Raw genomic sequence first — 19,936 nt, forward strand, 5'->3', positions numbered from 1 at the left:
CATATGTGGCTACTGCAGCACCTATTTACCGAAACAATTATTTAAACTGTTCTCAATTAACGATTGCAGCCATGCTTCTTAGAAAAGGAATTCAAATCGACAGGATTTGGAGGCAAGCTGGTCTTGTTTATAGATCTCAAGACCAAGGATTTGTTTTGATCGGTTCCTTTAAACACTTTCGTGAAGATATTCTGCATCATAATGGCATTCATTTAGAAGAAATTTTTTACACCGAAGAGGAATTAGACTTCTATATGAATCGGGTATTTAAACAGCATCCAAAGAGAGGCACTGTGTCTGTTTCTTTAGATATATTTGAATTACCGTACTGTCCATTTTTTGAAAGAGAACACGGATATCATACATTGGAAGTACTTGAGGTGAATGATGATCATGTATTGATCAGTGACCATGCTTATTCTTATCATGGCACATTGAGTAAAGATCATTTGATGAAAGCCGCACGCTCTGTCTACGAACATACGCCTCGAACCGAAAATCGTTATAAATGGATCAAACAGGTTGATCTTGAGAAAGAACCGGATGTAATGAAAGTTTTAAAAGAGCATGTTGCCATATTAGAAGGTGCACCGCCACATTTTGAATTGCCTGGAGCTGTCACAGGTCTTGACGCAATTTCAGTCATTCAAAGAGATTATATTGATAGTATTAAAGGTGATGAAAATGGTAATTTATTAGACAATGTTTATTTTGAAGGACTAAAGGATGTCGCCAACTCCAGAAAACATATGGTGACATTTTTATCATCATATGAAAATGAGCATTTACAACCCCTTATTCAAGCATTTGAAGATGCTTATCAAAGCTGGACAGTGCTTGCTAATTTTACAGCTAGAGTCGGCCTCAGCAAAAATCCTCGCAGTATGATTGAAAGGACGTCGAATCGGTTTCAAAAAACATTAGAAGTGGAGACAAGCCTGCTCACGCAACTAAAAGAGGTGATTCAAAATGAAAACCTATCAACCCCTCACTCTTCATGATTATGTCAATAACAGAGGCATCACATATCAAAATGAATATGAAAAAGGCCAATTAACCATTGGTGGGGCTTCTTTGCCGGCTGAGTTGGTCATGAACGTGAAAGACTCTTTGGTCGAAGGCATTCCTTTTCAGTTCATTTATCAAGATCAAGGAGACAATATTGAATTAGAGGGTCAATCTATTCAACTTCAGGCAGTTGAAGCAGAAGCGCTCCATGTCGTTGGCTGTTCATCTAATGGTAATCTCTACGAAAAGATGACATTATTACGAGAGGGTACCGTTGTCTTGGAGTCTCGTCTTTCATTAACCGATGTGATTGAACGTGAACCTGCATTTGATGATCGATTGGCTTATGCATTTGATTATATTCATACGGTAGCCGGCATCAATCACCATTTGACATCAAACCTATGGATTGATTCGCTTTCCTTCTCGCAAAAAATCGTTTTTGATGAAATCCGCTTTCAAGATAATCCATTTATGCATATTTTCGCAATGACGATCCAGCAGTCAGATCATTGATGGAAGGGAGCCATGTCTATGTGCGGCATTGCAGGTTATTGTCATTTTAACAAAGCACCACTTGATCCACACATCTTACTGAAGATGAAAAACGCACTTAGTGTGCGTGGACCTGATGATAGTGGTGTATATCAAGACGACTCAGTTGGTTTGGTTCATACGCGGCTTTCCATTATCGATATTCAATCTGGGCCGCAGCCAATAACAAATGAAGATGAGTCTATTTGTGTGATTTTAAATGGCGAGATTTATAATTTCCAAGAATTAAGAGAGGACTTATGGAATAAAGGTCATACGTTTCGTACGCTGACAGATACAGAAGTACTTGTTCATGGCTATGAAGAATATGGGATTTCTTTTATTGAGCAATTAAATGGAATGTTTGCAGCTGCGATATGGGATCAAAAGAAGAAAGAATTCTTTTTATTTAGAGACCGGTCTGGGATTAAACCGCTTTATGTTTCAGAATGTGGAGGAGGGCTTATTTTCGGATCGGAAATGAAGGCTCTTCTTCAGCATCCAGATATACAAATTGCCATTCAGCCAGAGGCTGTCCTTAGTTATTTATCCTTCCGTTATGCGATTGGCGAGCAAACTTTCTTTCAAGGAATTCAAACATTACCCCCAGGTGTCATCTTGAAAATAGATGAAACAGGAATGACAAAAGAGGCCTATTGGCAATATCCTTTCCCATCTGATGGAATTGACAGGGGAGAACGTTATTATCAAAAGGGATTGTTTGAATTACTTCAAGATAGTGTGCAAAAACAAATGATGTCTGATGTACCTGTAGGAGCTTTTTTGAGTGGAGGAGTGGATTCGACTTCTATTGTTGCTTTGATGTCCAAATATGCGAACGAGAATATTCACTGTTTTTCGACCAGCTTTGAAGAGGAAGGTTTTTCTGAAGAAAGCTATGCCAAGCTCGCAGCAGAACAATACAACGTCAAGCTTCACTCGCATCGAATGAGTGAAGAAGAGTACTTTCAATTATTGCCAGAAGTTGTGAAGCGAAGAGATCATCCTCTTTCCATTCCTCATGAAGTCGCTTTTTACCATATGTCACGTGAAGCAAAAAAGCATGTAACGGTTGTTTTGTGTGGTGAAGGAGCGGACGAATTGTTTGCAGGGTATGGACGTGTGTTTAGGAGTCCGGCAGATTGGCGTAAAATTTTATGGCTTCAAAAAAACCGAAAGCTGTCATCGATCCTTTCAAAGGTATTATTTGAACCGTCCTTTCAGCAGCAGGTGCATCAATTTATCCATCTTGATGGGGAAATGGAACATTATAAAAAAAGATATGCTTGGTTTACGGATAACGAAAAAGAGCAGCTCTTAGGTCAGCAAGCTCATTCTATTGATTCTGCTGATTTGCACATGAATCAGTTGATCGCCCATTGCTTTAAAGAGATGGAAGGGGCGTCGTATGAAAACAAACTGCTCTATTTATTTCAACAAATTCATTTACCCAACTTGTTAGACCGGCTTGATATGATGACGATGTCACACGGACTAGAAGCACGTGTACCGTTTCTTGATCATCGCATCATCCAATTTGTCAACGATATGCCTTTCAAGTACAAACTTCCTTATAAAGGGCTACCTAGCAAAGTGCAAGCATTTTTCCAATCGAGCCTTAAAACAAGTGAGGTCCAAGATATTCCGAAATATATGTTGAAAAAGACAATGGAGCAAACGGTGGATAAGCGTATATTATATAGAAGAAAAATGGGTTTTCCGGTTCCGGTGTATCATTGGATGAATAAAAGAATGGAAGAAATCGAAGAGAAACTTCTTGATCAACAAAGCTTTGCAACACAATTATTTCAAAAAGAGCCGCTAGAACAATTTTTGCGACATCATTCGAATCAGAAGAACAAAAATGGAGCGGACCAAAAAGTGTGGATGCTTTACAACTTGGAATTATGGCATGATCACTATATCAAAGGGGCGCGTCTTCCGCTCCAAACTAGTCATTAAGAGGCCCGGTCTATTCACCATCCCTGCTGCATATATGATATGGAAGGGGAGTGATGCGATTTTGAGGCTGAGTGAGCTGTCAGGAAAAGAGATCGTCGATATTAAAAGAGCGGAGCGGCTTGGCGTGCTTGGACAAACCGACCTTGAAATAAATGAACAGGACGGTCAAATTACAGCACTCATCATACCTTCCGTCAAATGGTTTGGCTTTCGAAAACAAGGAAATGACATCCGCGTTCCGTGGAATCACATTCAAAAAATAGGATCAGATATGATCATTCTCGATGTGCCTGAAGAACTTCAGCCGCACGGAGAAAAAGAGGACCCATCATAAAAGGGTGCTCTTTTTCTTTTCTCTCCCCGATTTGTTCACAGGCTGAATCCTCTCCTCATATGCTGAAAGGGAGATTCGGAAAATATTACAGACTTTTTTAAATAAAGAAGGTGAACGGTCAGTATGTTGAGCGGTTTAACGGTTGCGGTGATCGGGGGAGATGCTAGGCAGCTTGAAATCATTCGCAAGCTGTCACAGCAGCATGCCAAAGTGTTTTTGGTCGGATTTGATCAGCTGGATCATGGATTTATTGGTGCTGAAAAGCTGAAAATGTCAGAGCTTCCATTTGAACAAGTGGATAGTATGATCCTTCCGGTATCAGGTGCTACAGACGAAGGGGTCGTTGCCACCGTTTTTTCAAATGAGAAGGTCGTGCTAGAAGCTAAATATTTAGAAAGAACCCCTGCACATTGTACCTTGTACTCAGGTATTTCTAATATGTACTTAGACAATATGGCAAAGCAGGTGAATCGGAAGCTTGTGAAGCTGTTTGAGCGAGATGATATTGCCATATATAACTCTATTCCAACAGTTGAAGGGATTATCATGATGGCCATTCAGCAAACGGATTATACGATTCATGGGTCACATGTCGCTGTTCTCGGACTTGGTCGAACAGGGCTCACCATTGCCCGCACATTTCGGGCGCTAGGTGCGGAAGTGAAAGTTGGTGCTGCGGATACAGCCCATTTAGCGCGAGCCTTTGAGATGGGACTTGATCCATTTTCAATGGACCGTTTAAAAGATGAAGTAACGGATGTCGACATCATTATCAATACGATTCCAAGCTTAGTATTAGATTCATCTGTCATTGTCAGCATGACACCAAAGACACTCATTTTGGATATCGCCTCCCGCCCAGGTGGAACAGACTTTGACTTTGCACAAAAGCATGGAGTGAAGGCGCTCCTTGCACCAGGACTTCCAGGGATTGTGGCACCAAAGACAGCCGGGCAGATCATTGCAAAAGTGCTATCTGGGCTCTTATGTGAACTTGCGGAGGAAAAAAGGGGGATGGAATCATGACTACACTAAAAGGGAAAAGAATCGGCTTTGGTTTAACAGGTTCTCACTGCACGTACGAAGCCGTTTTTCCGCAAATCGAATCACTCGTGAAAGAAGGGGCAGAAGTGCGTCCTGTCGTGTCATATACGGTGCAAAATACGAATACGAGATTCGGAGAAGGAGCGGACTGGATTGAGCGGATTGAGAAGCTGACAGGATTTCAAGCGATTGACTCAATCGTCAAAGCAGAGCCGCTTGGACCAAAACTTCCACTTGATTGTATGGTCATTGCGCCTTTAACAGGCAATTCAATGGCGAAATTTGCAAATGCACTAACAGACAGTCCAGTCTTAATGGCTGCTAAGGCGACCATTCGTAATCATCGCCCTGTCGTTTTAGGCATTTCCACCAATGATGCATTAGGTTTAAATGGTACAAATCTCATGAGACTCATGTCGACAAAGAACATTTTCTTTATTCCATTCGGCCAAGATGATCCATTCAAAAAACCGACTTCCATGGTAGCGCATATGGATCTACTGACGAAAACAGTAGAAGAGGCGCTCGAGCATAGACAAATTCAACCCATTTTAATTGGATCAAACGAATAATAGATTCACTAGAAAATCATGAAAGATTCAAAAAAGGTACTTCAAGCCTTGCTTTTCTATGGTAAAATAAAATGTAAAAAGTCATAGGATGGCCATCCGAAAGAAAAGAATCATGGATGGGTCGGAAGGAGTTTTACTGATGGGAAGAGGATTGCATGTAGCTGTAGTTGGAGCGACTGGAGCTGTCGGTCAACAAATGTTAAAAACACTAGCTGACAGAGATTTTGAAATGGATACACTTACTCTACTATCCTCAAAACGTTCTGCTGGAACAAAAGTGACATTCAGAGGTCAAGAGTATACCGTTCAAGAAGCAACACCTGAAAGCTTTGAAGGGGTCAATATTGCACTATTCAGTGCGGGAGGAAATGTTTCCAAAGCGCTAGCTCCTGAAGCGGTCAAACGAGGTGCAATTGTTGTCGATAATACAAGTGCTTTTCGTATGGACGAAAATACCCCTCTTGTCGTACCAGAGGTAAACGAAAAAGATTTGCATGACCATCAAGGGATCATTGCAAACCCTAACTGTTCAACGATTCAAATGGTGGCGGCGCTAGAACCGCTTCGTCAAGCGTATGGCATGAAAAAAGTCATTGTGTCTACTTACCAAGCAGTATCAGGTGCAGGACATGAAGCCATTGACGAACTGTACAGCCAGTCGCAAGCCATTTTAAATAAAGAAGATGTGAAACCAGAAGTCATGCCTTATCAAATTGCCTTTAATGCGATTCCGCAAATTGATAAATTCCAAGACAATGGCTATACATTTGAAGAAATGAAAATGATCAATGAAACGAAAAAAATCATGCACTTGCCAGAGCTAGAAGTAGCGGCAACATGTGTGAGACTACCAATTGAAACGGGTCATTCAGAATCGGTTTACGTTGAACTTGAATCAAATGACGCAACGGTTGATGACGTCAAGTCCATCCTAAAAGATGCACCAGGCATCACATTACAAGATGATCCGTCTCAGCAAATTTATCCAATGCCTGCAGATGCTGTTGGTAAAAACGACGTATTTGTCGGCCGCATTCGGAAGGATTTGGATCGTCCAAATGGCTTCCATATGTGGATTGTATCTGATAACCTGCTAAAAGGCGCTGCATGGAACTCCGTTCAAATTGCAGAAAGCTTACGAGCATTAAAATTAGTTTAACATTCAATGGATGATGAGGACGAATAGAAGAGAGTTAGGCATCTTTCGCCTACTCTCTTCTGTTACGTCAGAATGAACTTGGAGTGAAAACAGTGAAAATAATTGTCCAAAAATTTGGCGGTACATCTGTCAAAGATGATCAAGGGAGAAAAAGGGCACTTGCACATATCCTATCTGCAAAAGAGAAAGGCTATAAATCGGTCGTTGTCGTGTCTGCGATGGGACGAAAAGGCGATCCTTATGCGACAGATACGCTGCTTGGCCTGCTTTACGGCAGTGCGCAGCATATGACAAACCGAGAAAAAGATTTACTCGTGTCTTGCGGAGAAAATATTTCAGCTGTTGTTTTTTCAAGTATGCTGAATGAAAACGGGCTAAAGGCTGTAGCGATGACTGGATCACAGGCAGGCTTTGTGACAGATAAAGAACATACAAATGCGAAAATTATTGACATGAAGTGTGAACGTCTTGAGGCGGCACTTTCAGAGCATGATGTGGTTGTCGTTGCTGGATTCCAAGGCGCTGCAAAAAATGGAGACGTGACAACAATCGGACGAGGCGGCAGTGATACGTCAGCTGCTGCGTTAGGCGCTGCATTGCAGGCAGATTTCATCGATATTTTTACAGATGTAGAAGGGGTCATGACAGCAGATCCCCGTATCGTAGAAAATGCAAAACCATTGAGAGTCGTGACATACACAGAAATTTGTAACCTCGCATACCAAGGGGCAAAAGTCATTCACCCTAGAGCTGTTGAAATTGCCATGCAAGCAAAAGTACCAATGAGGGTCCGTTCAACATACTCTGATGATGAGGGCACACTCGTGACATCACACTACTCAGATAAAATGAGTCATGATGTGTACGACCGCCTGATTACGGGTATTGCACATGTCAATGATGTCACACAAATCAAAGTCCCAGCTAAAGAGGGACAGTACAGCGTACAAACAGAAGTCTTTAAAGCAATGGCAAATGCCCAAATCAGTGTCGATTTCTTCAACATTACACCGAGCGAAATCGTCTATACGGTGACAGGTGCAATGACTGAAAAAGCAACGGCGATCCTAAAAGATCTGGGCTATACGCCGATTGTCACGACAAACTGTGCAAAGGTATCAGCTGTTGGAGCAGGCATTATGGGTGTACCAGGTGTCACATCTAAAATTGTATCTGCACTATCTGAGCAAAATATTCCGATCTTACAGTCCGCTGACAGTCATACGACGATTTGGGTGTTAGTGAACGAAGAAAACATGAGAGCGGCTGTTAATGCCCTTCATGAAGTGTTTGAACTTTCAAGATAAATGTGATTGAATCATGATGAGGTGAAAAAAATGAATTTCGGAAATATCGCAACAGCTATGATTACACCTTTTGATAAAAAGGGCAACATTGATTTCCAAAAGCTATCAATTCTCATTGATTACTTGTTAAAAAACGGCAGTGACTCTTTAGTCGTTGCAGGGACAACAGGCGAATCGCCAACTTTATCGACTGAAGAAAAAGTCGCTCTTTTTCAGCAATCGGTGAAATTAGCAAATGGTCGTTGTAAAATCATTGCAGGAACAGGCAGTAATAACACAAATGCGTCTATTAAACTAACGAAAAAAGCAGAAGAAGCGGGCGTTGATGCAGTGATGCTTGTCGTACCTTACTACAACAAGCCATCACAGGAAGGCATGTATGCACACTTTAAAGCAATTGCCGAGTCTACATCTCTTCCTGTCATGCTTTACAATGTACCAGGAAGAACGGTTGCTTCATTAGCACCAGAAACAACGATTAAGCTTGCGCAAATACCGAACATTGTCGCAATCAAAGAAGCAAGCGGTGATCTAGATGCCATGACAAAAATCATTGCAGAGACACCAGAAGATTTTGACGTTTATTCTGGTGACGACAGCCTAACGCTTCCTGCGGTTGCGGTTGGTGCAAAAGGAGTCGTCTCTGTGGCTTCTCATATCGTAGGCCTTGATATGCAGCAAATGCTAAAAAGCTACGCCTCAGGACAAACAGCGAATGCGGCATTGATTCATCAAAAGCTGGTGCCGATCATGAACCAGCTGTTCTCAGCGCCAAATCCAACGCCTGTCAAAACAGCTCTTCAGCTGAAAGGATTAGATGTCGGATCTGTTCGACTCCCGCTTTTACCTTTATCAGAAGAAGAGAGACTGAATTTAAGCAGCGTATTAAACAGCTGATCAAAACAAAAAAATTCGTAAGCGGTCATTCTCAGATGTCCCTGAGTATGACCGTTTTTTATACATAAACACTTTCTTAAAATGTGACTTCATCTTGTTTTCTAAAATTAGATTCAGTTATAATAGCATTAAGCGATGATGGACGGGCTTGAGACTAGGAGGATAAGAATTTTGAAAAAGAAAAATACAGAGAACGTAAGAATTATTGCACTGGGAGGCGTTGGAGAAATCGGGAAAAACTTATATGTCATTGAGATTGATTCCGACATATATGTTGTAGATGCAGGACTCATGCATCCAGAAAACGAAATGCTAGGCATTGACGTGGTCATTCCTGATATCTCTTATTTAACAGAACGAGCTGATCGGGTGAAAGCAATTTTTCTTACCCACGGACATGATGAAGCAATCGGAGGCGTATTCCATTGCTTAAGCAAATTGTCTGTACCAGTTTATGGCACGAAGCTGACCCTTGCGTTACTTCGAGAAAAGTTAAAGCAATACGGCTTCAATCAAAAAGCTGATTTGCGCGAGGTTCATGCAAAGTCAGTCATTACATTTGAAACAACAAAGGTATCGTTCTTTAGAACGAATCACAGTATTCCTGATTCAGTCGGAATCAGCTTCAAAACATCTCTTGGTTCAATCGTATGCACAGGTGATTTTAAATTTGATCAAACCCCAGCGCTTAACCAAGCCTGTGACATCGGAGAGATTGCGAAAATTGGAAACAATGGCGTTTTAGCACTTCTTTCAGACAGTGCAAATGCTGAAAAACCAGGTTATACACCTTCTGAGGCGCTCGTCCAAGACGAAATCTCAAATGCGATGTACAATGCTGAAAACCGTGTGATTGTGGCTGTATCTTCATCAAATATTAACCGTGTACAGCAAATCATTAATGCCACAAACCAAAATGGCCGTAAGCTTGCAGTAGCAGGGAAAAATATGATGACAACTCTTCAGCTTGCGATCAAACTTGGTTATGTGACAGCAGACGAAGAATTATTTGTTCCAGTCCAAGAAGTGAAAAAAATGGCGAAAAACAGTGTGGTCATCCTCACAGCAGGAAGCCACGGTGAGCCTCTCGCTGCTTTAACAAAAATGGCGAAACAAAATCATAAACAGCTTCATATTGAAAAAGATGACACGGTTGTGATTGCGTCTACACCTCTTCCAGGACAAGAACTCACCTATTCAAAAACGGTGGATTTCCTTACAAGAAGCGGAGCACAAGTGATTTTTGCTCAAAAACGTGTGCATGTATCTGGACATGGCTGTCAAGAAGAGTTAAAGCTCATGCTGAACTTACTGAAGCCAAAGTATTTAATTCCAGTAAACGGCGAATATCGCATGCAAAAAGCACATTCTCGTATTGCTGAAGAAGTGGGCATGAAACGAAGCGACATTTTCTTAATTGATAAAGGAGATGTTGTGGAATTTAGAGGGCAAAACGTCAAAATCGGTGAAAAAGTACATCAAGGGAACATTTTGATCGATGGTCTTGGTGTTGGTGACATCGGGAATATTGTCTTACGTGATAGACGCCTATTGTCTCAAGATGGCATCTTGATTGTAGTCATTACACTCGATAAACAAAAGAAACAATTAATTTCTGGACCTGAGATCATCACAAGAGGATTTGTTTATGTAAGAGAATCCGAAGAGCTGATTGTGAAAGCAACAGAAATGGTCAAAGGGATTGTGAAAGAGCAAACGGAAAACTCAATTGTTGAATGGTCAACACTGAAACAATCCATGCGCGATGTACTAAATCAATTCCTATATGAAAAAACAAAACGTAAGCCAATGATCATTCCAATTATTATGGAAGTGTGATGAGAAAAGTCCAAAGAGCACAAGCTCTTTGGGCTTTTTTGATGTGACATGATGAATGCGGATGGAATGTGACGATCTTGTTCATAATAGAAGGAGAGTTTTTAGGAAAGGATGGAGACAAATGGACGAACAGAATGAACAGCAGCCTGAGCGAAAACCAGAAGAAAAAGATAGCATTATGAGCAAAATACAACAGCTTGGTGAAACAGCCGTCCCGCAGTTGTCACAAGATACAAACATACATTGCCTGACTATTATTGGACAAATTGAAGGGCACATGCAGCTGCCGCCACAAAATAAAACAACCAAATACGAACATGTCATTCCACAAATCGTAGCAGTTGAACAAAACCCAAAAATTGAAGGACTTCTGATCATTTTAAATACAGTGGGCGGCGATGTAGAAGCAGGACTAGCCATTGCGGAAATGCTCGCTTCTTTATCCAAACCGACTGTATCCATTGTGCTTGGCGGCGGCCACTCTATTGGGGTCCCAATCGCCGTATCGTGTGATTATTCATACATTGCTGAAACAGCAACGATGACCATTCACCCTGTACGCTTAACCGGTCTAGTCATCGGTGTTCCGCAAACCTTTGAATACTTAGATAAAATGCAGGAAAGAGTCATTAATTTTGTCACGAGTCACTCAAACATTACAGAAGAGAAATTTAAAGAGCTTATGTTCTCTAAAGGCAATCTAACAAGAGACATCGGGACAAATGTCGTTGGCCATGAGGCGGCTGAATACGGACTGATGCATGAAGTCGGCGGCGTTGGACAAGCGATTAAAAAGCTGAACGAGCTTATTGGAGAACGGGCTGCACAAAACGAGGGGCTGATCCAATGATTTTATATACACCTATGCCTTATGAAGCCATTTACGCTGAGGAACAAGGAGAACGCAAACTCCAGCAGGTAAACATTCAGGGCGTGCCAGTGATGGTTGAAATGAAAGAAGATGAAGCGGAAATCGTTCAAGTAATGAGTACGAATCCAATGGATTTTTTGAATCAGGAGCTTGCACCAGGTAAGCGATTGAAGTTACATTTAGGCACCAATCAAACCGACTCATATGAATGATTCTATGCTATAATAAAGGGAAAACTTACAACAAGATGCAGCCAAAACCAGGCTGCTTTCTTTCTGATCTTTTCGTAGGTTATATTTTCTTTTGTAGTAAGGTGATGAGTATGGCGAAAAAGAGAAAACGTAAAACAAGAAAAAAACAAAATAAACAGCTAAAACTGAAATATGAACTAAATGGGTTAGTCTGTATTGCCATAGCGATCATTGCCATTTTACAGCTAGGTGTAGTTGGACAAACCTTTGTACATCTATTCCGATTCTTTGCAGGTGAATGGTTTATTCTCTGCCTTATCGGATTATTTCTTTTTGGTGTGACGATCTTTTGGAAAAAACAAATTCCTGATTTACTGACAAGAAGAAAAGCAGGTTTATACTGCATCATTGCGAGCATCTTGCTTTTGTCCCATGTGAAGCTTTTTCAGCATCTTTCAGCTGCAGGCGTGATAGGCTCTCAAAGTGTAATCAGAAATACGTTTGAGCTATTTTTAATGGATATGAAAGGTGAGACAGGCTCGCCCGATTTAGGAGGCGGTATGATCGGTGCCGTATTATTTGCGGCCTCCTATTTCTTGTTTGCACAAGCAGGATCTCAAATCATGGCCATTGTGCTAATGCTGATCGGCATTGTTCTGATCACAAACCGGTCACTGCAAGAAATGGTCAAAAAAGTGACGCTGCCTGTATCACAATTTTTGGTGAAGCAGTGGAAAGCATTTATTGAAGATATGAAAGGCATAAGGCAGGCGAAAAAAAATGCACCTGCGCAGAGAACAAGTGAAAAGAAAAAACGTTCACGCTTGCAAGAAGAGGCCGAAGAAGATCATGATCATATCTTGATCGAGGAAGAAGAGCAAGCTTCTGACAATCGTCAGCCGATTATCTCAAGTTTTGCTGATCGAGATGACATGCTCACACCGCCGGTTCAAAAAGATCAGTCGGTCAATGAGCCAGATCCTCTTCAAGAAACTGTACAAGGCACTCCGTCTCATGATACAGGGGACGAACCGAAAGAAGCTCCGCCTATGACGTTTACGGAGCTTGAAAATAAGGATTATGAGCTGCCATCGCTTGATATTTTAGCTGAGCCGCAGCATTCAGGTCAGCAAACAGATAAGAAGAATATTTATGAAAATGCAAGAAAGCTTGAAAAGACCTTCCAAAGCTTTGGTGTAAAAGCAAAAGTGACACAAGTTCATTTAGGGCCGGCCGTCACAAAATATGAAGTATACCCTGATGTCGGCGTGAAGGTAAGTAAGATCGTCAACTTGAGTGATGATCTAGCCCTTGCATTAGCAGCAAAAGACATTCGAATTGAGGCGCCGATTCCTGGTAAATCAGCCATCGGAATTGAAGTGCCCAACGCAGAAATTGCGATGGTTTCTTTAAAAGAGGTTTTAGAATCGAAACAAAATGACCGCCCAAATGCCAAGCTACTCATCGGACTGGGCCGAAATATTTCTGGTGAAGCTGTGCTGGCTGAAATGAACAAAATGCCGCATTTACTTGTGGCTGGCTCAACAGGAAGCGGAAAAAGCGTATGTATCAATGGCATTATCACAAGTATTCTCATGAGAGCAAAACCTCATGAAGTAAAGATGATGATGATTGACCCGAAAATGGTTGAATTAAATGTTTATAACGGCATCCCGCATCTGTTGGCTCCAGTTGTAACCGATCCTAAGAAAGCCTCACAGGCACTTAAAAAAGTGGTTAGTGAAATGGAGCGCCGTTATGAATTGTTTTCTCATACGGGTACAAGAAATATTGAAGGGTACAATGATTACATTAAACGAATGAATCAATCAGAAGAGGCGAAGCAGCCAGAACTACCTTATATTGTCGTCATTGTAGACGAGCTTGCTGATTTAATGATGGTTGCTTCCTCTGATGTGGAAGATTCCATTACAAGGCTTTCTCAAATGGCACGTGCTGCAGGGATTCATTTAATTATCGCCACACAGAGACCTTCGGTTGATGTCATTACTGGTGTCATTAAAGCCAATATTCCATCCCGTATTGCATTTAGCGTATCGTCACAAACCGATTCAAGGACCATTCTTGATATGGGAGGCGCAGAAAAATTGTTGGGCAGAGGGGATATGTTGTTTTTACCGGTCGGTGCGAACAAACCAGTTCGTGTACAAGGCGCCTTTTTATCAGATGAAGAAGTGGAACATGTCGTTGATCATGTCATCACACAGCAAAAAGCACAATATCAAGAAGAAATGATCCCAAGTGAAGAAACGCAAGATCAGCTTGGGGCTGTGGACGACGACTTATATGATGAAGCAGTTGAACTGATCATTGGTATGCAGACGGCCTCTGTTTCGATGCTGCAAAGGAGGTTCCGCATCGGTTATACCCGTGCTGCACGTCTTATTGACGCAATGGAAGAGCGCGGGGTTGTCGGACCATATGAAGGAAGTAAACCGAGAGAAGTCCTCCTCTCAAAAGAACAACATGACGAGCTCTCTTCATAATTCGAAGAGAGCTTTCCTAACATAAAGTTAACGATATATTGATTATGTTAACTGGATGTCAGACTATTTATTTATTTGCAAAAACATGATATAGTTATGTTCATCTTATCTCGGAATAGAGATTTCTCATCTTATCATTTGCATTGATTAGACGGAGGGAAAACATGTCGACCAAAACAGACAATCGCCATTTATATTTGAAAGTGATTGACCGTATTAAAGAAGATATTCAAACAGGCGTATATGCCGAAAAGGAAAAGCTGCCTTCTGAATTTGAGCTCTCAAAGCTTTTAGGCGTGAGCAGAGCGACACTTCGTGAAGCCCTTCGTATATTAGAAGAAGAGAAATATTTAATAAGAAGGCATGGTGTGGGGACTTTCGTCAACTCAAGACCGCTTTTTTCTACTGGCATTGAACAGCTGACAAGTGTTACAAAAATGATTGAACAGGTCAATATGACACCAGGTACCATCTTTTTGTCCTCACAAGAAGGGGAGCCGACGGAGAATGATGTCATTCGTTTTCAGTGTGATGAATCCGAGAAGGTTTTTTCAATGGAACGCGTTCGAACAGCAGATGGACAGCCAGTCGTCTATTGTTTAGATAAAATTCCGGTCAAACATCTTCCCGCTTCTTTTACTCACGAGGAAGAGTCGCTTTTTGAGCTGTTTGGCAGAGAACCGCACAGCGGAATTAAATATGCAGTGGCAGACATCGAACCGATTGGTTATCACGATCAGGTTTCACCGATACTAGAATGTGACCCAGAAACAGCGTTACTCTTACTGAAACAAATGCACTATGATCAGGATGATCAGCCAGTCTTATACTCGCTCAATTATTTTCGAGCGGATAAATTCAGTTTCCATGTCATACGTAAACGATTTTAACAAAGCAGTCGCTTCCATAGGCGGTTGCTTTTTGTTTGTCTATACATAAAACCCGTGAAACATGCCACACTAATACGTAACAGTATATAGAATTGGGTGAATGATGTTGGGCGAGAAAACAGTCAGTAAAAAGAATATTATTGCATTATCATCAGTGCCTCTAATCATGACGCTTGGGAACTCGATGCTAATACCCGTATTACCAGAGATAGAAAAGAAACTCTCAATCACTTCCTTTCAAGTGTCACTCATTATTACGGTATACTCCGTTGTGGCGATTTTGTGTATTCCGATTGCCGGTTATTTATCTGACCGAATTGGGCGGAAAAAGGTGCTTTTGCCTTGTCTTTTAATCGCAGGACTTGGAGGAGCTGTGGCAGCTGTTGCCTCAACCATCATGAAAGAACCGTACATGTGGATTCTATTTGGCAGGGTCCTTCAAGGAGTTGGCTCAGCCGGGGCAGCACCTGTTGTTATGCCATTTATTGGCGATTTGTTTCACGATGATGAAGAGGTAAGTGCGGGACTTGGAGCAATTGAAACTTCTAATACAGCTGGAAAGGTACTCAGTCCTATTATTGGGGCACTTCTCGCTTCTTGGTTTTGGTTTGTGCCGTTTTGGTTCATTCCATTCTTTTCAATCATCAGCTTTGTGATGGTACTGTTTATGGTTGAATCCGCAAAGAAAGAGGAAGATCCGCCTACATTTAAAGAGTTTTTAAAATCAACAAAGACGATTTTTAAGCATGAAGGACGCTGGCTTTATGCCATTTTTGCTATTGGTGGTTTTATTATGTTTCTTCTTTTTGGCGTGCTCTTTTATTTATCAGATAACCTAGAGGCAGCGTATCAAATAACGGGTGTCAAAAAAGGCTTGCTGCTAAGTATCCCGCTCCTTTTCTTATCAATCAGCTCGTATATTGCGGGGAGAACAATCGGAAAAGAAAAGGGGAAAATGAGGATATTTCTCATCGTTGGTATGGCTCTTTTATCACTCTCGTATATATTTTTATGGTGGAATCACAGTTTTTACGTGTTGTTTGTCTGCTTAAGTATTGGCGGCGTAGGAATCGGCATTGTGCTTCCAGCACTTGATGCGTTGATAACAGAAGGTATTGAAAAAGAGCAGTGCGGAACCATTACGTCATTTTATAGCAGTATGCGTTTTATCGGTGTTGCTTTAGGACCTCCAATTTACGCATTTCTTATGGATAAAGGAGACGCTATCGTTTTTATTCTATCGACCATATGTAGTCTCATTTCATTATTTTTGGTCCTCTTTTTCATCCAGCCAGATGAAAAGGATGAAAGTGAACAATTGAAAACGGTTTAAACATAGAAAAAAGACGGTATTTTGCCATCTTTTTTCTTTTTTATAAATTGACATGTAAAATTTTGATAGTTAAACTAATGTATAGTAATATCTTTTAAATTATCCCAAATAGGAGGTGTTCAAAAACATTCATTTTCTGTCTTTGTTTTAAGGCAGAAATTGAGCTCGTGGCTGATGATGGATATGCGTTTCTTCAACACGAAAGGACAATTGAATAGGTCATCCTGCCATTAGCACGTTGAAGGAGACGAAGTCAGCACTTCAGACACGCTCAAAAACAGCAAATTGATTGATGAATTAGAAGGAGCTTGAAGCAGCTATGTTGCAAATAATTAAAGCAAGATGGATTGTATTAATGGTGTGGATAGTAACAGCTGTGATTCTGTTTATTACTGCGCCCAATTTAGAGGAATTAACAAGAGAAAAAGGGCAGTTAAAGGTTCCAGAGGGGACACCAACAGCTGAGGCACTTCACTTATTGGATAAGCTTTCAGATCATAATGGGAAAAAAGATACTGGTGTGATTGTATTCTCCGAACAACATTTGTTCCCTGCCAAAGAGCAGGAATTAAAAAAGGCTTTAGCTGCACTCATGACACATGCCCCAGAACTCCACATTGACGGAATTACTTCGTATTTTCATGTAGATCGTGACATTCAAAAACAACTTTTATCAAAGGATAAAAGTACACTTCTTGTTCCATTCAAATTCGACCACTACGAAACAAAAGCTGTGAAGGTTAAAGAACGAATTGAGGAAGTTTTAAAGCCCTACAACGTTTCATATGAAATGACAGGTCAAAAATTTGTGGACTCAGATGTCATTAAAAGCTCTCAACAAGGTCTGAAGAAAACTGAACTTATCACGATGATTTTTATTTTCTTTATTTTAATAATTGTATTCAGATCGATACTGGCACCTGTTGTTCCGCTCATTACGATTGGCATTTCTTATGCTGTCAGCCGGTGTATTGTGGCTTTTCTCGTAGAATATACACCATTTCCTCTGTCTAATTTCACTCAGATTTTTATGGTAGCTATTATGTTCGGTATAGGAACGGACTATTGTATATTACTTTTAAGCCGTTTTAAAGAGGAGATTGGTCAAGGGCGTGATGTCAAAGAATCGATTATCATCACGTATCAATGTGCAGGGAAAACAGTCTTTTTCAGCGGCTTAGCTGTGTTAGTCGGCTTCTCAAGTATTGGTTTCGCAAAATTCCAATTGTACCAATCAGCCGTCAGCGTTGCCGTAGGCGTTGGCATCCTGCTCATTGCACTTGTCACAATCGTTCCCTTTTTTATGTCGGTTTTCGGAAAATCCCTTTTTTGGCCGTCTAAAAGAGAAAACATTCGTCATCCACAAAGTAAGATTTGGGAATGGGCTGGGCGCTTTTCATTTAAAAGACCGCTCATCAGCTTAGGTGTAGTTGCACTCATCACTGTTCCTCCGATTCTGATGTATGACGGCACTCTTTCTTATAATAGTTTAAATGAGATTGGGACAAAGTATGAGTCAGTGTCTGCATTTAATACGATATCTGAGCAATTTGGCTTTGGTGAAGCGCTGCCGCTGAATGTGCTTGTCGAAAGTGACAATGAGCTCGATAATCAAGAAAAGATTGTCATGATTGAAAAACTGACCCGTAAGTTAAATGACATTGAGGAAGTGAAAGCGGTTCGTAGTGTCACTCGCCCAGTTGGAAACGGGTTAAGTCAGCTCTACGTTACCTCTCAAGCGAAAGAGCTGGGAGGAGAGCTTGGGAAAGGTCACGAGGGCATCGGGAAAATTACAGATGGCTTGACCGAAACAAACTTAGCACTTCTCAAACAAAAACCAAAAATTGAAGAATCCGCTAAAGGGATTGATCAATTGATTGATGGGACAAAAGCCATCAAAGGCGGTATCGGAGAAGTGAGAAAATCACTCATTACTTTAGAGGATGGTGTTAGGCGCAGTAAAGAGGGCGTAGGAACCATTCGCACTGAAATCAAACAAGCGAAAAAAGAATTAGAGCAAGAATACCGCAGAAGTGAAACCATGATTCAAGATCTTGAACGAGTCGTAAGCACACTGGAAGGTCACGCAACATCAAATGAGCAACTGATGACAACGATTAAGAAAGTGAAACAATCCTATGAAAACGTATCATTTGAAGGGCTTGAAAACCGGCTTCCAGAAATCAAAGACATGAATGAATATAAAGAAATCAAAAAAGTATTCAAAGACACAAAAGGAATGCTCGATCAAGCTGGAGAGCAAATGAGCGTCTATGAAGAGGAAGCATCTGCCTTTAAACAAAAGATCAAGAAAGCAGAACAAGTCATTCAAACGTTCTCAAGCAAGCAAAAAGAAATCAAACAACAAGTAAAGGCGCTGATGACAGGTCTAGATCAAATTTATGATGGTCTTGATGAAACGAATAAAGGACAAAAACAGCTCATCAAAGAAATGCCTAAAATTGAAGATGGCGCAGATCAGCTGACAGATGGCCAAAAAGCCGTGAAAAAAGGGTTTAACCAGCTATCATCTAAACTATCACTATTAACAGATGGATTAGATGAAAGTATTTCCGGACTTGAGCAAGTAAAAAGCGGCTTTACCGAGGCAGACAGCTACTTAAAACAGCTTCAGGAAGCACCAGATGAAGAAGTAACGGGCTGGTTTATACCAGAAGAAGTATTGAAACGCCATGAGTTTAAGAAAATATTTAATACGTATATGTCCCCAGATCGTAAATTAACAACCTTTGAAGTGATTTTAAATGTAAATCCATACAGCAATGAAGCAATGAAAGGTGTAGCAAAAATTGAAGAAACCCTTGATCAATATTTACCTGTAAGTGGTTTGAAAAATGCCAATTACGGTGTATCTGGTATCTCCAGTTTAAATGTTGACTTAAAAGAAACGTCAGACGGTGACTTTATCAGAACGGTTATTTTCATGTTAATTGGTATCTTTATTATTTTAGTTTTATTACTAAGGTCAATCGTCATGCCGATATACTTAACACTTTCACTCATATTAACGTATTTTACATCCATTGGCTTAACAGAATGGATTTTCAAAACATTCTTTGGCTACGATGGTGTCAGCTGGGCTGTTCCATTTTTCAGCTTTGTGATCCTTGTGACCCTTGGCATTGATTATTCGATCTTCCTGATGGATCGCTTTAATGAATGGAAGGGAGAGCATGTTCAAGCATCCATGATATCAGCGATGAGAAATATGGGGTCCGTCATTATTTCAGCAGTTGCTATTTTAGCGGGTACTTTTGCTGCGATGCTGCCATCGGGTGTATTATCATTAGTTGAAATTGCAACGGTCGTACTCATTGGACTTTTATTATATGCTTTTGTTGTTCTACCACTCTTTATCCCGGTCATGGTTCGCATCTTTGGAAAATGGAATTGGTGGCCGTTTAGAATGAAATAACAACCTGCGTCTCTGCTTTTAGCAGAGGCGTTTTTATTTCCTATCCTTTCCT

Annotated in this window: 16 protein-coding genes; all 16 read left to right on the top strand. The window is 40.9% G+C overall.

Annotation, left to right across the window (positions count from 1 at the left end):
• Positions 1 to 5 precede the first annotated feature (5 nt).
• A complete protein-coding gene (locus MHH31_RS08280; RefSeq protein ID WP_342495442.1) occupies positions 6 to 1,001 on the top strand; it encodes a hypothetical protein in 996 nt (331 codons plus the stop codon).
• Positions 970 to 1,524, top strand: a complete 555-nt coding sequence (locus tag MHH31_RS08285; RefSeq protein WP_041507274.1) for a hypothetical protein — start codon at positions 970 to 972, stop codon at positions 1,522 to 1,524. The genes MHH31_RS08280 and MHH31_RS08285 overlap by 32 nt, the downstream gene beginning before the upstream one ends.
• A 12-nt stretch (positions 1,525 to 1,536) precedes the next feature.
• Entirely contained in the window at positions 1,537 to 3,504 is a 1,968-nt protein-coding gene (gene asnB / locus MHH31_RS08290) for an asparagine synthase (glutamine-hydrolyzing) (RefSeq protein ID WP_342495443.1), read from the top strand.
• A gap of 61 nt (positions 3,505 to 3,565) precedes the next feature.
• Positions 3,566 to 3,838 (top strand): YlmC/YmxH family sporulation protein, encoded by a 273-nt coding sequence (locus MHH31_RS08295; protein WP_342495444.1) that lies wholly within the window; start codon positions 3,566 to 3,568, stop codon positions 3,836 to 3,838.
• A 123-nt stretch (positions 3,839 to 3,961) separates the two neighbouring features.
• The gene (gene dpaA, locus MHH31_RS08300) at positions 3,962 to 4,864 is read left to right on the top strand and encodes a dipicolinic acid synthetase subunit A (protein ID WP_017359065.1); all 903 of its coding nucleotides are present in this window, start codon (positions 3,962 to 3,964) and stop codon (positions 4,862 to 4,864) included.
• On the top strand, positions 4,861 to 5,454 hold the full coding sequence (gene dpaB, locus MHH31_RS08305) for a dipicolinate synthase subunit B (protein WP_017367267.1): 594 nt from the start codon (positions 4,861 to 4,863) through the stop codon (positions 5,452 to 5,454). Before dpaA ends, dpaB begins: the two co-directional genes overlap by 4 nt.
• A gap of 139 nt (positions 5,455 to 5,593) precedes the next feature.
• Positions 5,594 to 6,613, top strand: a complete 1,020-nt coding sequence (asd, locus tag MHH31_RS08310) for an aspartate-semialdehyde dehydrogenase (protein WP_017359063.1) — start codon at positions 5,594 to 5,596, stop codon at positions 6,611 to 6,613.
• A gap of 92 nt (positions 6,614 to 6,705) precedes the next feature.
• The gene (dapG, locus tag MHH31_RS08315; protein WP_025207348.1) at positions 6,706 to 7,920 is read left to right on the top strand and encodes an aspartate kinase; all 1,215 of its coding nucleotides are present in this window, start codon (positions 6,706 to 6,708) and stop codon (positions 7,918 to 7,920) included.
• Between the two features lie 30 nt (positions 7,921 to 7,950).
• A complete protein-coding gene (dapA, locus tag MHH31_RS08320; protein ID WP_008344717.1) occupies positions 7,951 to 8,817 on the top strand; it encodes a 4-hydroxy-tetrahydrodipicolinate synthase in 867 nt (288 codons plus the stop codon).
• Positions 8,818 to 8,988: 171 nt separating this feature from the next.
• Entirely contained in the window at positions 8,989 to 10,656 is a 1,668-nt protein-coding gene (gene rnjB / locus MHH31_RS08325) for a ribonuclease J2 (protein ID WP_008344715.1), read from the top strand.
• Positions 10,657 to 10,777: 121 nt separating this feature from the next.
• Positions 10,778 to 11,506, top strand: coding sequence for a ClpP family protease (locus tag MHH31_RS08330; RefSeq protein WP_008344713.1), 729 nt, complete (start codon positions 10,778 to 10,780; stop codon positions 11,504 to 11,506).
• The gene (locus MHH31_RS08335) at positions 11,503 to 11,739 is read left to right on the top strand and encodes a YlzJ-like family protein (protein WP_008344712.1); all 237 of its coding nucleotides are present in this window, start codon (positions 11,503 to 11,505) and stop codon (positions 11,737 to 11,739) included. Before MHH31_RS08330 ends, MHH31_RS08335 begins: the two co-directional genes overlap by 4 nt.
• A 110-nt stretch (positions 11,740 to 11,849) precedes the next feature.
• Entirely contained in the window at positions 11,850 to 14,225 is a 2,376-nt protein-coding gene (locus MHH31_RS08340) for a DNA translocase FtsK (protein WP_342495445.1), read from the top strand.
• A 164-nt stretch (positions 14,226 to 14,389) separates the two neighbouring features.
• On the top strand, positions 14,390 to 15,115 hold the full coding sequence (locus MHH31_RS08345) for a GntR family transcriptional regulator (protein ID WP_008344706.1): 726 nt from the start codon (positions 14,390 to 14,392) through the stop codon (positions 15,113 to 15,115).
• Between the two features lie 100 nt (positions 15,116 to 15,215).
• Positions 15,216 to 16,448 carry an MFS transporter gene (locus tag MHH31_RS08350; protein WP_193804284.1) on the top strand — a complete coding sequence of 411 codons (1,233 nt, stop codon included), beginning with the start codon at positions 15,216 to 15,218 and terminating at the stop codon, positions 16,446 to 16,448.
• 319 nt (positions 16,449 to 16,767) lie between these two features.
• On the top strand, positions 16,768 to 19,884 hold the full coding sequence (locus tag MHH31_RS08355) for an MMPL family transporter (RefSeq protein ID WP_342495446.1): 3,117 nt from the start codon (positions 16,768 to 16,770) through the stop codon (positions 19,882 to 19,884).
• Positions 19,885 to 19,936 lie beyond the last annotated feature (52 nt).

It is taken from the genome of Bacillus sp. FSL K6-1033 (genome assembly GCF_038630765.1).
Taxonomy (GTDB): Bacteria; Bacillota; Bacilli; order Bacillales; family Bacillaceae; genus Bacillus; species Bacillus altitudinis.